General features: G+C 34.6%; 11 protein-coding genes. 4 read left to right on the top strand and 7 right to left on the bottom strand.

Annotated elements, in window-relative coordinates:
- Positions 1 to 19 precede the first annotated feature (19 nt).
- From G7A72_RS09980 to bioB, 3 genes are all read left to right on the top strand, one after another.
- Complete coding sequence (locus G7A72_RS09980; protein ID WP_113665434.1) at positions 20 to 949, top strand: bifunctional riboflavin kinase/FAD synthetase; 930 nt, start codon at positions 20 to 22, stop codon at positions 947 to 949.
- Positions 950 to 1,043: 94 nt separating this feature from the next.
- Positions 1,044 to 1,499, top strand: a complete 456-nt coding sequence (locus G7A72_RS09975; protein ID WP_113664566.1) for a hypothetical protein — start codon at positions 1,044 to 1,046, stop codon at positions 1,497 to 1,499.
- A gap of 278 nt (positions 1,500 to 1,777) precedes the next feature.
- Positions 1,778 to 2,863 carry a biotin synthase BioB gene (bioB, locus tag G7A72_RS09970; protein WP_165152354.1) on the top strand — a complete coding sequence of 362 codons (1,086 nt, stop codon included), beginning with the start codon at positions 1,778 to 1,780 and terminating at the stop codon, positions 2,861 to 2,863.
- A gap of 66 nt (positions 2,864 to 2,929) precedes the next feature.
- Here the strand turns inward: bioB and G7A72_RS09965 are convergent, their stop codons facing one another.
- Positions 2,930 to 6,784 carry a T9SS sorting signal type C domain-containing protein gene (locus G7A72_RS09965; RefSeq protein ID WP_241258502.1) on the bottom strand — a complete coding sequence of 1,285 codons (3,855 nt, stop codon included), beginning with the start codon at positions 6,782 to 6,784 and terminating at the stop codon, positions 2,930 to 2,932.
- Positions 6,785 to 7,023: 239 nt separating this feature from the next.
- On the bottom strand, positions 7,024 to 10,701 hold the full coding sequence (locus tag G7A72_RS09960; RefSeq protein ID WP_165152353.1) for a T9SS sorting signal type C domain-containing protein: 3,678 nt from the start codon (positions 10,699 to 10,701) through the stop codon (positions 7,024 to 7,026).
- A 401-nt stretch (positions 10,702 to 11,102) separates the two neighbouring features.
- Between G7A72_RS09960 and G7A72_RS09955 the strand changes: the two genes are divergently transcribed.
- Positions 11,103 to 11,582: a regulatory protein RecX gene (locus tag G7A72_RS09955; protein ID WP_165152352.1), complete on the top strand. Its 480-nt coding sequence runs from the start codon at positions 11,103 to 11,105 to the stop codon at positions 11,580 to 11,582.
- Between the two features lie 15 nt (positions 11,583 to 11,597).
- Here G7A72_RS09955 and G7A72_RS09950 read toward each other — a convergent pair whose 3' ends face one another.
- The 5 genes from G7A72_RS09950 to G7A72_RS09930 all read right to left on the bottom strand — a co-directional run bounded on the left by G7A72_RS09950 (position 11,598) and on the right by G7A72_RS09930 (position 16,648).
- On the bottom strand, positions 11,598 to 12,752 hold the full coding sequence (locus G7A72_RS09950; protein ID WP_165152351.1) for a beta-ketoacyl synthase N-terminal-like domain-containing protein: 1,155 nt from the start codon (positions 12,750 to 12,752) through the stop codon (positions 11,598 to 11,600).
- Between the two features lie 273 nt (positions 12,753 to 13,025).
- On the bottom strand, positions 13,026 to 14,297 hold the full coding sequence (gene bioA, locus G7A72_RS09945; RefSeq protein WP_165152350.1) for an adenosylmethionine--8-amino-7-oxononanoate transaminase: 1,272 nt from the start codon (positions 14,295 to 14,297) through the stop codon (positions 13,026 to 13,028).
- Between the two features lie 85 nt (positions 14,298 to 14,382).
- Positions 14,383 to 15,000 carry a dethiobiotin synthase gene (gene bioD / locus G7A72_RS09940; RefSeq protein WP_165152349.1) on the bottom strand — a complete coding sequence of 206 codons (618 nt, stop codon included), beginning with the start codon at positions 14,998 to 15,000 and terminating at the stop codon, positions 14,383 to 14,385.
- Positions 15,001 to 15,056: 56 nt separating this feature from the next.
- Entirely contained in the window at positions 15,057 to 15,449 is a 393-nt protein-coding gene (locus tag G7A72_RS09935) for a GxxExxY protein (protein ID WP_165152348.1), read from the bottom strand.
- Between the two features lie 47 nt (positions 15,450 to 15,496).
- Entirely contained in the window at positions 15,497 to 16,648 is a 1,152-nt protein-coding gene (locus G7A72_RS09930) for an 8-amino-7-oxononanoate synthase (RefSeq protein WP_165152347.1), read from the bottom strand.
- Positions 16,649 to 16,977 lie beyond the last annotated feature (329 nt).

The following is a 16,977-nucleotide window of genomic DNA, read 5'->3' as shown; positions in this document are numbered from 1 at the left end:
CTTTTATAAAACACTTGCTTTGAAGATTTTTCATTCTATAAACGATTTCACTTCCACGAAAAAAACAATCCTAACTTTAGGAACCTTTGATGGAGTTCATATTGGTCACAAAAAAATTCTGAATAAACTAACCCAAAACACGGAGAACGAGAAATATGAAAGTCTTGTACTTACATTTTTTCCCCATCCCAGAATGGTTTTACAGGAACATTCTGATATAAAATTACTCAACACCATAGCTGAAAAAATAGATTTACTGGAAAAAATTGGCATCGAAAACCTAGTGATTCATCCTTTTGACGAAACGTTTTCGAGATTGACTGCCGAAGAATTTGTAAGCTCTATTCTCATTGATCGATTTCATATCCAAAAGATAATTATTGGTCACGATCACCGCTTTGGACGAAATCGAACTGCTGATATTGATGACCTCATCGCTTTTGGAAAACAGTATGATTTTGAAGTAGAACAAATATCTGTTCAGGAAATTAATGAAATTTCCGTGAGTTCAACCAAAATTAGAAATGCATTATTGGAAGGAGACATGACTTTGTCCAACGAATATTTAGGGTATGATTATTTTCTGACTGGTACTGTTATTCAAGGAAAACAACTGGGAAGAACCATCAATTTCCCAACGGCAAACTTAAAAATCGCAGAAAATTACAAGCTAATTCCAAAAAACGGAGTCTATATTGTGCAAAGTATTCTCAATGAAAAAACTGTTTTTGGAATGATGAATATTGGGTTCAATCCCACTGTTGACGGGCACAATCAGTCCATCGAAATTCATTATTTTGATTTCAATGCTGATTTATACAATCAGGAAATCCGTGTTTCAATACTTAAAAGAATTCGTTCCGAAGAAAAATTCGAATCGGTGGATTTACTGAAAGAACAACTTGAAAAAGACAAAAAAACTGCACTCTTGTACTTGAATAAATTTTGATTTTTTAATAACATATTACTATTTTTTCTGTAAATTTGAAAGTAATATCCTCTTTGTCATAACGATATGCTTTCTAACTTTTAAAACTAGTTATATGAAACTTCCAAAAGAATTAGTAAACGGATTCATTATTTTCATGGGAATTGGCTTTTATTTCCTATTAATGGAACTTTTAGGCCTAGCGGATATTTACTTATTACGTCTATTTAATGTCTTATTTGTATTTTTTGGAACCTATAAAACGTTAAAATCTAATTTCGCTGAAGGCAAAAAAGTATTAGTTTCTAATGCTGTTTCTGCATTACTAACTTCACTCACGGGCATATTTCTGAGCATTGTAGGTTTAATTATTTATAGCTACGCCAAAGGTGGAGACGCATATGTGGGCACATTGTCAAAAACATTTTTATTTGGTGGTGATCCATCCGTAATGACCTATTCTATTTCTCTGTTATTTGAAGGAATTGTTTCAGCGGTAATCGTTACCTTCATGTTGCTGTTATACTGGGACACCCGCTATTCCTCAGATAAGCATGGAGCAGAATCTTAATTTTTTATCCTTACTTAATTCCAATACCACTCCCCAATCGAGCATCTCCTATTGTTTTTACGGCGTTTATTTTTTTATGTTTTATAAATTATATATTCCTTCTGTTTAATAAATACCTTCGGATAAAGTAATTGAGTAACACTTTATAAAATTCTGAAACGCCCGCATACAACAGCCTACCTTTAACCAAAAAATATTTTACAAAAGGCTTTTCAATAGTATTACATTGGTTCTTTAGAACAATTTAACTACTTTTGACGCATCAAAAAATCGTATCGATGAGTATTACAAAACACAATTGGACCAAAGACGAAATTATCGCAATATATAATAAACCTATGATGGATTTGCTTTACGAAGCAGCGTCTATTCATAGAGAACATCACGATCCTAACGTGGTTCAGGTTTCTACTTTACTTTCTATAAAAACAGGTGGATGTCCAGAGGATTGTGGCTATTGTCCACAAGCCGCAAGATATCATACTGAAATTGAAGGGAATGATTTAATGTCAGTTAGCCAAGTGAAAGCGCAAGCTTTGCGAGCAAAATCAAGTGGATCATCCCGTGTATGCATGGGAGCGGCTTGGAGAAATGTAAAAGATGGCCCTGAGTTTGACCAAGTTCTTGAAATGGTTCGTACCATCAACAAACTGGATATGGAAGTATGTTGTACCCTTGGGATGATTACGGAAAACCAAGCACATCGATTGGCAGAAGCTGGATTATATGCCTACAACCACAATTTAGATACCTCTGAAGAATATTACAAAGAAGTAATTTCAACCCGCGGATTTGAAGACCGTTTGCAAACCATAGAAAATGTTCGTAAAACAAATGTTACTGTTTGTAGCGGCGGAATAATCGGGATGGGAGAAAGTATCGAAGACAGAGCAGGAATGCTTATAGCACTTTCTACGTTAAATCCACAACCGGAATCAGTGCCAATAAATGCCTTGGTAGCTGTTGAAGGAACTCCGATGGAAGAAGAAAAACCCGTTGAAATATGGGAAATGATCCGAATGGTTGCAACAACCAGAATCATCATGCCGGAAACTCAAGTACGTCTTTCTGCAGGTAGAATGAACATGAGCCGCGAAGGACAGGCCATGTGCTTTTTTGCTGGTGCCAATTCCATTTTTGCGGGAGATAAGTTATTGACAACTCCAAATCCTGATGTAAATGAAGACATGAAAATGTTTGAGATGTTAGGTTTAAATCCACAAAAACCATTCACAAAAGTTTCTCAACCACAAACTGTTGAAGCGGAAGATTCTCAATTTGCTCCATTAGGTGAAAAACCAAAATGGTCAAGACCAGGACACACTATCGAGAGAAATCTTGAAGCATCCGGTAAAGAAAAATAAACTTTATTTTGAATAAATATACAAAACCATCTTGGCTCACAAGATGGTTTTTTTATGCTACTTTCTCTAATAGATTATTTTCTTGGTAACTGATTGACCATTCTGCAAAAGTATTTTCACCAGCAAGACTTGATGTCCAACAAGCAAATTAAAAACTGAAAAATCAACATCATTTATCTCATTTTTTTGATATATTTCTCGTCCAGCTAAATTGTATATTGTAACCTCATCTATCGATTCTTTGGTTGAATTAATTTGCAACTGTTTGTTTTTACTCGATACAGAAATTGACTCTTCCAGATCGGCAAAATCGACAACGGACAAGCTTTTATCTCCGTAGCGCAATATAAAACGATCATCAAATGTTCCTATAGTTGTATTAAAAGCATAACTCTCATTTGTTATATCAATAATACTATTATTCAGTTTATCCTCTATAAAAACATTTTGATTTGCTAGAAGACCATCCACATGATCAATTTTAATCCTGAAATCTCCTGCTATCTTAACTTTGAAACCTAATTTGATTTCATCGGTTTCATTAAATGGCAATGACCTTCCTTGAATTACTAAATTCTTATTTTGATTAATACTATAAAAATCTAAATAATCATTCCCATCAAAACTCTCTCCGTCAAAGGAACTATCAAAATCATTAGTCGCTCCAGATGCATATCCTATCAAAACTTGTTTGAAAGTACCTTCATTATTGTACAAATTCAACCAAATACGGTGTTTGTCAATCACATTTTTTTTCAATTTTTTAGTTGTACTTGATTTAAAAAAACTCGCGTTTTGCCCAACTACACGCATACTGTTGTTAAAAAAGGCTGTCCCACCACCATTCACACTCGTTACAAAGAAAGCTTGACCAGCCGCTATTTTACCATCAGGAATTGTATTATTAACACCCAAATTTGTAGCTTTTGTTCCTGCTCCACCTAATAAATTATAAGAAGCATAATCATTTGATGCATATTCATTATTTGTAATTGGTGTATTATGTGTCCAAAAATATAGTGTCCCATCGATGATTTTTTCATTTAATTTCAAAAAGAGGTTCGCATCAATGGCAGATGGGTAAGGATTCCCTATGAGATTTGAAGTATCTGTTATACTTACAGGAACTGAGACCATCCCATTATTAGGAATACCTGAAAAAACCCCTCCATAAATAGCTGGAACTGTTGTTGAAAAACTTTGAGGACCTCTTATGATATATCCTTTACCGGACTCCATTACGTTTGTTGGTGATTCATTGCTCCATGAATCAGAAGCTGCATTAAAAGAAAAAAACTTATCTGATAAAGTATCAGGAGAGACATCAACCAATCTTTGGCCAGAAACGGGAGAAGACCAATAGGTATAATCAAATTTGACTATCGGAGTTGTTTCACGTTTATAGACAACTAGTCCAGTATTTGTTATTTGATCCTCAGATTGAAAAAGTGAGGCATTATTTTCCAAAATTAATGTTCCTAAACCAGAATAATCAAAAACTAAACCCAACGTATTTCCATTTGGAACACCAACACTAATTCCTGAACTGATAGAACATGAACAAGCATTCACAGAATTTAAAACAGGATAATTACCATTGAAAATAATTCTTTTTTCTGAAGAAGGCAAACCATTATTCCAAATTAAACCATCCCAAACGGTAGTATCCAAACACAAAAGCAACCGAGCAACCCGGTGTTTTGTCACACCTGAAACAGAGTTGAAATTGCCTCCTATCATCACTTTATTGTCTGGAGTAAAACACATACTGTACAGCGGACTATTTAAATCAGCCGAGAAAGAACCTTCAAAAGCACCAGCAGGCAAAAGTCGAATCATTCGCTTTACAGACGTTCCGTTATAAGTTCCAGAGAAAGTGCCACCTACCAAAATCTGTTTATCAGGCTGAATTAAAATAGCTCTGACATCTCCGTTACTAAAGCCCGTTCCAGTAGCAAAACCCGTATCTAAACTTCCATCAGAATTCAATCTCAGCAGTCGTTTTGCAGCAGATCCATTATAATTTAAAAAAGCACCTCCTATTACTAACTTTCCGTCTGATTGCTTCTCTATGCAATACACATTTTTATCAAAACCTAATCCTGTAACAAAACCTGCATCAACGCTACCGTCCATGTTTAATCGCACGATACGATTGTGGATAACACCATTAAAAGTCAAGAATCGACCGCCTAAAACTATTTTTCCATCGGACTGAACACTGACCGACTCAACCACTTCATCAGCCCCTAAACCACTAGTAAAGCTTGCATCAAGAGTTCCATCTGAAAACAAACGCGCTATCCTATTTACAGACACTCCGTTATACTTTGTAAAATTACCTCCAACGATGATTTTACCATCTGCTTGTAAGGCTACTCCATAAATTTGACTATTAAAACCCAAACCCGTATTAAAAGAAACATCAATAGAACCATCTGATAAAATTCTGGCAATCCTATTTACTAAAACCCCATTATAATTCAAAAAATTACCCGCTATTATAATTTTATTGTCTGGCTGGACAATCGCATTTTTGATTAATCCATCAGCGCCAGACCCGGAAATATTAAAGGTAGGATCAAGTGAACCGTCATTTAATAAACGTGCTATTTTTGGAGCGCCAAACCCATTGAATTTAGAAAAATTACCAACTACAATCGTTTTAGTATCGGATAAAGAAATGACCTTATAAACGGAGTTGTCAAAACCAACACCAGCAGTTAAATACCCAATATCTAAAGCGCCAAAAGCATCAATTTTTGCTAGCCTGCCTTGATTTTGGGAATCAAAAATAGAAAAAGAACCTCCGACATACCAAGAACCGCTTAATTCGGGCGCTATAGTGAGAACAGTTCCCGAAGATGGCCCTGAACTAATATCAAATGTTAGATTTATAACACCATTGGGTTCTAACAGTACCAATCGGTTTACCGCTATTCCATCATAAGTTCCTGTAAAAGAACCCCCCAAAATAATTGAACCAATAGTACTGATTTTGATAACTGAAACACCTCCATTACTAAAACCTAATCCAGCAATGAAACTAACATCAATAGAGCCATCATCATTTAAACGAAGTATTCTGTTATTTGTTAAATCATTATAATTTGTAAAATCACCTCCAATTAAAATTTTCCCATCCGTTTGAACCGCCAGAGATTTAACATCGTCATCAAAACCAGTTCCGGTAACAAAAGTTAAATCATTACTACCGTCCGTATTTAATCTAATTATTTTATTTGAAAGGATTCCATTGAACAAAGTAAATGATCCACCAAGAATTATTTTACCATTGGATTGAATTTGTATGGAATAAATAATACCATTGGCACCTGTTCCATTTAGAAAGGTGGAGTCCAAATTTCCGTTGGGTAATATTCGAGCGATTCGATTTACAGTATTCCCATTATAATTAGTGAAACTACCGCCTATAATTATACTCCCATCAGATTGCAGCGCAAGACTATAGATTACCCCTGAACTAGAAGCAATAGTGGTATTAAAAGTCACATCAAGAGATCCATCTGAATTCAACCTAAGTAATCGCTTAGTAGTTTGACTATTAAAGAGTGTAAATGATCCGCCAAGGAGAATTTTCCCATCTGGCTGAATCAAAGAACAATAAACTTTTCCATTAATTCCAGTGCCTAAACTAAAGCTAGGATCTTTGGTACCGTCCGGCAGCAATCTACATAAGTAAGGAGTGGCAACACCATTAAAATTTAAGAAATCACCTCCTACAATTAATTTCCCATCAGATTGAATCGAGACGGTTCTCACCGTATTATCAAAACCATCTCCTAATAGCCCATCATCATAGGTGTTAAAAGTGGCATCAACTCGCCCTTCTTGACAAGAAGCTGGATTAAAAATGGAAAGACTAAACACAACAACGAAGCAAAGAAGTTTTGATTTCAAATTTATGATGGATTTAAGATTTTTATCAATTATACTAACACACACTACCACAAGTGTTTATTAATTAAATATAAAAATATAGATAATCCAAATTATACGCAATACCCACATTTAGTGATATTTAGCCTAAATTACCAAATTGTTTAAATTTTTTCCTTTTTTAACTCCATTTAAAAAAAAATCCCATTCTGTTTTCATCAGAATGGGATTTAATAAAATTTTTAAAATACTATTTATTGCTAATAACTAACTTTTTTAGCTATGACCTGGCCATTGGTTAAGACAACTTTTACAATTACAATTTGATTCTTCAATATAATATTTGAAGTACGGAATTCATTTACATCTTTAAGTGTTTCTTCAAATACTTTTTTACCCAATAAATCAAATATTGTGACCCGTTTCATCGTTTCAAATTCGGATTTAATTTTTAATTCGTTCTTCTCTTTAAAAACTACAATTGTTTTATCTTCACTTTCAAAATCACCCGTTACAAGTGTTTTATCAGTGTAACGCAACACAAAACGCTCATTAAAAACTCCTTTCTCAGTTGTAAAATTATATGACGCTTCTTTTAAATTATGGATTACACCCAGCATTTTATCTTCAAGAAATACATTTTGAGCTGTAAAGAATCCATCTGTTTGAAAAATTGTTATAGTGAAGTTTCCTTTAATAGTTGTTTTATAACCCAACGGCACCTCATCACTTTGCAGAAATGGCAGCGCTCTTCCTTGAATTACAAAGTTTTTATCCTCGAGTATACTATAGAAATCAACAAATGTATTCCCATCAAAACTTATTCCGTCAAATGTTCTCTCATACTCATTTGTTGCTCCCGTTGCGTAGCCTATGAGTGTTTGTTTAAATGCACCTTCTGTATTTGAAAAATTCAACCACAGCCTGTTTTTATCAAAACTCGCATTCTTTTTTGATTTTGAGTTAGACCTAAAGAATTGGGAATTAGTACTTCCTCCCAATCGCATTGTATTAGTAAAGTTAAGCGTTCCAAGTGCAATACTACTTGCAAAAAAACCTTGACCAGAAGCAATTTCTCCCGCAGGAATTGTAGGCACTGGATTAACATCACTAGCTGCAGCGGTCCCAACTCCTCCTAATAAATTATAGGAAGCATAATCATCTGAATCATAAATATAATTAGAACCGCTTGGTGCTATGTCCGTATTATGTGTCCAAAAATATAGTGTTCCGTCTATTACGCCGTCATTATCTTGTAAAAACAAGTCTGCATCCAGTGCGGATGGATAAGGATTTCCAAGTAGATAGGAAGCGTCTGTTACCAATATTTCAACTGGAATAGTTCCATTGTTTGGCTCACCAATAAAATTAGCACGATATGTCCCTATAGGATTTGGAGCATAATTATTTTGTGGTCCACGAATAATGTATCCAATCCCTGGCTCCATCACTTTTGTTAACGAATTTTCTTGTATCCAATTATTATTAACAGCATCAAAAGAAAAATATTTATCCGCTAAAGTATTTGGTGATGTATTGTATAAAGTTTGTCCAGATACAGGTGAAGACCAATAGGTAAAATCAAACTTATCTACTGATGTTACTGTTTCCCTTTGATAGGTTATATTTCCTGAATTTATAGTAGGGTCTTCATTTATTTGAACTAAGCTAGCGTTGTTTTCAAATTTCATTATTCCTCCAGAAACTTTTAATTCATTAGTCAAGGTCATTGTTTTTCCACTTGAAACAGTAACATTTCCTGATTTTACTTCACAAGAACATGCAACTAAATCTGTGGTTTGGTTATAATTTGCAGTAAAAATAAGTTTTTTATCACTATTTGGCAATCCATTTGACCAAGCACCATTCCAAACAGTTTCTTGTAAAGAATCAATTTCTACTGCTTCCAGATTAGAAGAAGAACAACCACCAATTGATACCGAAAAATTATATGTGCCTGGGGCAAGCCCAGAAATAGTGGCTGAACTACCTGTGCCCGTAGTTGTTGCTGTATAAGTCCCACTTTGCGTCAAAGTCCAAGTCCCTACTGACGGCAAGTTATTTAAAATTACACTAGCTAAAGGAACATTACAAGTTATCGGCGTAATTGTTCCTTGTGTTGGTGCAGCTATAATTGATGAACCAATGTTTATTGGAGAACTTTCCGAACATCCTATTGCATCTGCATAATTCAAAATATATGTACCCGAATCTAAACCAGTTCTATTTAAAGTGTTTGCACCATCTGCCCAAGATAAATCTAATATATTTACATCAACTACATTAGCCCCCGATTGATACAAATCAATGTTTTTTGAATAGAGTAATTTATTTGATCCATCGAACAGTTCCAGCAACATATTTTGCCCTCTTTGTGAACAACAATCTGTGCGATTGTAGATTCTTATCTTATCTAAATTTTTTCCCGATTGCAAGTCAATTTGCACCCACTCATTGATATTAGATGATGCACTATGCCAAAAAGTATTTCCTGATATGACACCATTATTTATGTTTGAGGGTATATAATTAGGCCCGGCGCTATTCTGCCACACAGATGATCCTGTTGCAACGGACCCTAATGATGAAAGAGCAACATTAGTGCCTGTGAAAACTTCGAAAGCTTGAATTTCTGCCACTTGTTGCCAAGCATCAACATTATATTTCTGAGTTAATTTAATGTAACGTACACTTGTTATTCCTCCTGAAAGTGTAGGCGAAATAGAACCATTATTTGTCGTAGAGCAGGTCTCGTCAACCTTATTTGGAGTGATTGTTGGAGCGCTATTTATTATTACAGTAACATCAAATCTTGTTGAACTTTCACAACCTCCGACAGTTTGCGTTGCATAATAATTTGTTCCATTTACAAGATCTGTTGTTGTTGCCAATGCACTTCCTCCACTTGACGTAGTATACCATTTTATGGCAGTTCCTGTTGCAGTTAAATTCGATACTTTTGCACCTGAACAATACATTTGCAATGCAGTTCCTGTTGGCACTGTTGTATTACTCACGCTTGCTGTCACATCAAATCTTGTTGAACTTTCACAACCACTTATAGTTTGTGTTGCATAATAATGTGTTCCGTTTATTAAAGGGGTAGATGATGGTAATGCACTACCACCAGTTACGGCATTATACCACTTTATATCAGTTCCTGTTGCCGCTAAACTAGCTACTGTTGGGGATGTTGACGCACAAAAAACTTGTAAAACAGAACCCGTTGGCGTTACATTTGGCGTAAACCTATATATCTGACCACTAGAAGGTTTTGCATTTATAGTAGCTAAAACAGCAGTAGAGGAAGTTGTTGGATTAGTACTTGAATTACTCAATGTTAGAGAGGTACTAGCCGCATCATAAATTCCAATTGTTGCAGCTGGTGCGCCATTTATATTTGCAGTGCCTCGGTTATAAATATATTCTATAATGTTACTTGTTTCATACAACCACACCTGAAAAGATATAACATTTGCTGCAGATAAATAATTCCATTTCTGTCCTGACCATTCTATTTTAAATATCCTATTAGGTGCTGATCCGGTGACAACATATCTAGGTACACTAGTATTAGCTAAATCATCCCATAAAGGTGCCAAAAATGGTTTTCTATCAGAAATATCCGTAGCTGTCTTACCATAAAAAGTTTCGTTAATAGCTGTATTTTTAAATGACAACAACCCATTACTTGAAACTTGTATTTGAGAATAGCTTACTCCTCCAAAAACAAAATTAAATGGGGTTGTGGTATCTAATGGAAAAATTGAGGAAAAACCATCATCTTTAGTAGATGTTAATCCAAGTACATCTATTGCTCCTGTTAATGGGACATAAGTTCCATTAACAGGAGCAAAACAATATTTACTTGCACTTTGTCCATAACTTAAAACAAAAGTAAAAAAGAATGCAATTTGTAAAAGTAATTTTTTATTCATGTGGTATTATCGTTATATATCTTAACACTAAATTCAACAACTTCTTTCTTATTTTTTATCAAAAAAATAAAGAAATTAGCTAACATGGCAATATCGTTCCGTATTTTAAATAAAGCCCAATTTAATCGACCAAATACAAAATAATCTGTCAAAATACACTTTTCAGCCTAGCAAAATCTTTTGAAACTCACCTTGAAAACAAATTATTTCTTAGCCTGAACTTCCTCTACGACAACCTTTTTTGTTGAAAATTTAATTTCCTTTTTTATGATAAAAAACAACAAAAAATAAATTCATGTTTACCACTTGGATCACAATGGATTTAAAGCCTTATTTTTGAAATAAAATTGCGTATCTATTTTACAAATTGAAGCACAGAGAATCATTTTAAAATCAAAAAAATGAACCCAGTTTACTCTATAAAAGAAGCCATTAATAAAATAGAGCATTATTGCGCCTATCAGGAACGCTGTCACGAAGAAGTAGTTCAAAAATTAAGGAGCATGAAAATGGATTCTGATGAAATTGACACTATTTTAGTACATCTTATCAAAGATAATTTTCTGAATGAAAGCCGTTTTGCCTGCAGTTTCGCAAGAGGAAAACACCGCATCAAGTTTTGGGGAAAAATCAGAATTGTAAACGAATTAAAATTTCGAAAAATCACACCATACAATATAAATCTGGCACTAAAAGAAATCTCAACAGAGGAATATTTATCGACTTTTCATTCGCTGGCAGAAAAAAACTGGGAATCCGTGCGAGAAATTAATTTGATAAAAAAACGGAAAAAATGCTGTGATTATCTACTGCGCAAAGGATTCGAAAGCAATTTGGTTTATGAAAAAATTAAAGAGTTGGAGAATTTACAAGAGGAATAAAATAATCACAAAAAATTACAAACTCAAAAGCAAGCTCACTGCATTTCCACCAAAACCTACTGCATTAATCAGTACTTTCTTTATAGGTTTTGTTTGTTTTTGTACTTCCGCAAAAGGAACTCCGATAAATCTATTGTGTTGCATCATCAGTATAGCGAGTTCCATACTCAATATTCCAGATGCGCCAAAAGTGTGACCAATTTTCCATTTATTGGTAGTCAATAAAGGAAGGCTTTCGCCAAAGATTTTTTCTATCGCTTTATATTCTGTCAAATCACCTTTTATGGTTCCCGGAGCATGCATGACAATTACATCAACTTCGGATAAATTGGTGTTTTGCAACGCCATTTTCATTGATTTTTGGAAACAAGTCGCTTCCGCCGAAATAGAAATACTATGTTCCAATATCTCTGTAGCATAACCAATTCCTTCAATGTAAGCTAATGCGTTTTCTTTTTTCCCAATTTCGAGACAACACACGCCTGCACCTTCGCCAAGAATCATGGTGTTTTGCTTTTTTTCTAAATCAAGTGCCCGATTCGGATATTGTTCTGTGTTATTCGAATAAATTTTCAAAGCGCGCATTTGTGCAATCGTAAAATCAGTTAAAGGCGCTTCACTACCACCAACAAGAAATTTATCAGCCATTCCTGCTCGAAGCCACGCCACACCATTTAATACTGCGTGCAAAGCAGTAGAACAAGTTATAGAATGTGAGATTTCAGGGCCGGAACTTTGTAAATCATGGGCAACCCAAGAAGAAATATTTCCCAAAGTCGTCGTTGGTGAAGCTAGAGTTTGTGCTTTCCCAGTTTTTAAATAGTCCTGATAATGTTTTTCAAATAAATCTGTTGCACCACGAGACGAACCAATGTTAATCCCAAAAATATCGTTTTGTGTCCAACCCGCATTTTGCATTGCTTTACGCGAAGCTGCCATAGCATACAAAACTGACTTATCTAAAGACTTATATTTGTTATCTGACTCTTGTAAAGCATCCACAACTTCTTTTGAATGATTGTCCAACTTAGCAACGAAAGTTTTCTTATCGTCTAAATCATGTTCCGTAAAACAATGATTGTCATTGAGATAATTTTCCCAAATTATTTTTGAGTCAGCACCCAAAGGTGAAATGGAAGCTATGGCGGTTATGGAGATTATTGTTGACAAGATAGTACTATTATTTTGCGGCAAAGGTCGCAAAGTTTTTCGAAAAATTGGCACACAATAGCACCTATGCTACTGACAAAAAAAGATTTTTATTTTTTCAATCTGTGGAAATCCGTTTAATCCGTTCAATCTGCGGCTAAAAAAACTAGAAATCAATTGTAGCTATCTATCTGCCAGGTTAATGGCAAAAAAACAGCACACGGATAACACGGATTTAGCTGATAAAGACGGATTTTTTAATCTTGGAGAATCCTTTTAATTTGTGGCTAAAAATCAAACTATTTCCAGCGCCTTTTCAACCACATGATATACTTTTTGCAATTGCTCATCCGTAATAACGTAAGGAGGTAAAATGTAAACAATATTTCCAACAGGACGCAGAATTACTCCGTTTTCGATAAAAAAATCATAGAGTTTGTTGCGCAAAGTTCCATAGTAACTGGCAGAACTTTCTGTTTTTATTTCTAACGCAAAAATGACTCCCAACACACGAGTTGCAGTTACTTTTTTATGGTTTTTTATGCGCTCTTGAAAATCTAAATGACTTTTATTTACTCGAATAATATTTGCTTGCATTTCACTGGTTTGCAACAATTCTAAACTGGCCAAAGCCGCCGCACAACCTGTAGGATTTGCTGTAAATGTGTGACCATGAAACAATGCTTTATTAATGTCATCATCATAAAAAGCATCGAATAAATCCTGAGTAAAAGTCGTAATCGCCATAGGAATAGTTCCTCCGGTTAATGCTTTGGACAAGCACATCATATCTGGTTTTTCCACCAAATAATCCGTTGCAAAAGTTTTACCGGTTTTCCCAAAGCCTGTCATTACTTCATCCGCAATGGTTAAGACATTATTATCCTGACAAATTCGCATCAATTTATCTAACGATTCCGGTTCGTACATCACCATTCCTGCAGCTCCTTGAACCAATGGCTCAAAAATAAAACCCGCACAATTGCTATTTTCTATAACTGATTGTAAAGCATCGTAACTTTCCTGCTCCTGTCCTTTCACCGGAACTGGAATCCGAACCACATTAATAAACATTCCTTGAAAAGCTTCTATAAAAAACGAGATTCCACTTGCTGCCATAGCGCCAAATGTGTCCCCGTGAAATGCATTTTCGAAAGCAATTATTGTCGTTCTCTTTTCACCTTTATTGAAAAAATACTGTAAGGCAACTTTAATAGCGACTTCAACAGCCGTAGACCCATTATCAGAAAAGAATATTTTTTGTTGGTTTTTTGGTAAAATTTCCATCAACTTGTCAGCTACTAATATAGCAGGCTCATGTGTAAATCCACCAAACAACACGTGTTCTAATGTCGTGAGTTGTTTGTAAATCGCATCAGCTATAAACGTATTGGAATGCCCATAAGGATTTACCCACCAAGAAGCGATTGCATCAATATATTCCTTATTGTTTTCGTCCCAAAGCAAAGCGCATTTCCCTTTTTTAATGGCAATTGGTAACGCTGCAGTTTTGTGTTGGGTATACGGATGCCAAAGATATTGGCGGTCTCTATCTGTTAAGTTCATTTTGCAAAGATAAAAGAAGCAAGCTACAAGAAGTGAGAAAAACACAAAAAACAAGTCTTGATTCTTTCTTCTTGATTCTCAATTTTTATAGACTCAATAGATTTTCTCTAAATCGGTCTGCATATTCTTTAATTATATTTTGGTCAAAATAGGGTTCTTGCTCTATTCTTCCAACACATTTGATACCCGTTTTACTCAAGATTATTTTCTCTGTCGCTTTATTTTCATCTCCGGAGAAAACTATCCCCGCAACAGCGATTTTTCTGTTTTGCAAGGCTTCAATCGTAAGTAAAGTGTGATTGATACTTCCTAAATAATGTCGGGAAACCACAATCACTTTATATTCATTTTGGATTAAATCAATCACGCAATCAGTATCATTTAATGGTACGAAAACACCTCCCGCTCCTTCAACAACCAAATGATTTTCTGTTTTGGGTTCAATAATTTTCTTTAAATCAATCACAATCCCGTCCAATTCAGCAGCAAGATGTGGGCTCGCCGGTGTGTTCAAAGCATAGCTATTGGGATGAATCACCGTTTTTTCATTGGACAAAAATGATTTAATTTTATGGCTGTCGGAGTTTTGTAAATCGCCTGCTTGAACAGGTTTCCAATAATCAGCTTCTAAAGCTTCTGTAATAATGGCTGATGCAATGGTCTTACCTACATCGGTTCCAATTCCTGTTATAAATAGTTTCATAAGTTTGGCACACGGATGACACAGATTTAACTGATTGTCACGGATTTTTTAAAAATTTATATTAGCTTTTTTCTATCGTTGGTATAAATAGACCTTTTAAATTCTGGAGTTGTTCCAAAGTTTAGTAACAATCCAATTTCTACATCAGTTGCCTTTAGATAATTTAAAAGTTGGGCTTTATGCTCATCTAACAAATACCCACAGGCTTTAAGTTCAAGAATAATAGAGTCTTCAATCAATAAGTCCGCAAAATAGTCCCCTACCAATTGACTTTTATAATATACTTTAATTTGTTTTTGAGCTTCTACTTTGTACCCTCGGGATTTTAACTCTAAATACATGGCATTTTGATACACCTTTTCAAGAAACCCATATCCAAGTTCGTTGTAAACTTCAAAATAGATTTTCAAAATAGTATCGCTCAAATTCTTGTGCAATAAATCACCCATTGTATGTGTTTTAAATATAAAATCCGTATTAATCAGTTAAATCCGTATTATCCGCGTCCCATAAAAACAAAAGTACTCAACAATCGCAAGACTTCCGAGATTTCCTCATGCGAATTATAACTGTGTAAACAAAAACGCAAGCGTTCCTGGCCTTCTGGAACAGTTGGAGAAAGTATCGCTTTCACATCAAATCCTTTTTCCTGCAGTTGATTCGCGATAGTTTTTACTTTTTCATTTCCTGGAATAATGGCAGATTGTATCGCCGATTTGCTTCGAACAAAAAGTGGCTTTAAACCCAACAAATTCTTCTGCTGATTAAAAGAAATAATATTTTCTCTTAATTTTAAAATGGAATCCGAATCCTGTTTTAAATGCTGATAAGCAATCAAAATCGTTGCAACAGAATGTGGCGAAAGCCCTGTGGTATAAATAAAACTTCGGGCAAAATTTACTAAATAATCCCTTAACTCAACCGAACCTAAAATCGAGGCTCCATGACATCCCAAACCTTTTCCGAAAGTCATAATTCGGGCAAAAACGTGATCTTGCAAGCCCAGCATTTGAACAAATCCTTCGCCTGTTGAACCAAAAATTCCCAAAGCATGCGCTTCATCAACAACAAGATAACACTGGTGCTTAGTTGAAACCAAAATTAATTCTTCCAGATTTGGACAATCACCATCCATCGAAAAAACAGATTCAGTGACGATATAGATATTGGTGTTTAGATTCCGTAAAATTAATTTTTCTAGGTCTTCAAAATCATTATGATTGAACTTGTAGGCTTTCGCATTGGACAGTTGAATTCCGTCACGAATAGAAGCATGACACAATTCATCATATAAAATTAAATCTCCTTTTTGTGGAACCGAGCCAAAGAATCCAAGATTAGCATCATACCCGGAATTGAAAATTAAAGCCGATTCCGATTTGTGAAACTTTGCAATAAAATCTTCAGTTTCTTGATATATTTTGTGGTTTCCAGATAATAATCGGGAACCGGTCGCACCGTTTTGAGTAATTTCATTGGTAATTAAATACTGATGCGTTTCCTCAAAAATAATTTCTGATTGTGACAAACCCAAGTAATCATTGGAAGAAAAATCAATCTTTTTACTTGACAAAGGTAATTTTCGCAACGCATTATGCTGCTTTCGAATTTCAAGTTTTGCTGATAAATTCTCTGGAAAATGTTTCATAGTCCACAAAAATAAGCATCTTTTTTGGTTTATGGATTTTGGGAACTATTTGTTAGTTTTTCTATCAAATTTTAAAAATAAATAAAACTCATTTCTTCAAAACGATATTCAACTTGCTCACCAAAAAAACAATTCTATTACAAATTAACATTTGAATTAAAGCAATAAAAAAAATACTTATAATTTTTTCCGAAAACGGTTTCGATTTAGAAACTTCATAAAATTATGTTAAAAAAATCTTAAAATTAATATTGAAGATATTAACCTATGAAATAGTTTTCTACTTTCGACGAATATGAAACGAATTGCATCACTTTTTCTAATAGTAA

The sequence above is a fragment of the Flavobacterium sp. Sr18 genome, assembly GCF_011064265.1.
Classification (GTDB): domain Bacteria; phylum Bacteroidota; class Bacteroidia; order Flavobacteriales; family Flavobacteriaceae; genus Flavobacterium; species Flavobacterium petrolei.
Note: the sequence above shows the minus strand (reverse complement) of the source record. Positions and strands in the feature narration are given on the sequence as shown.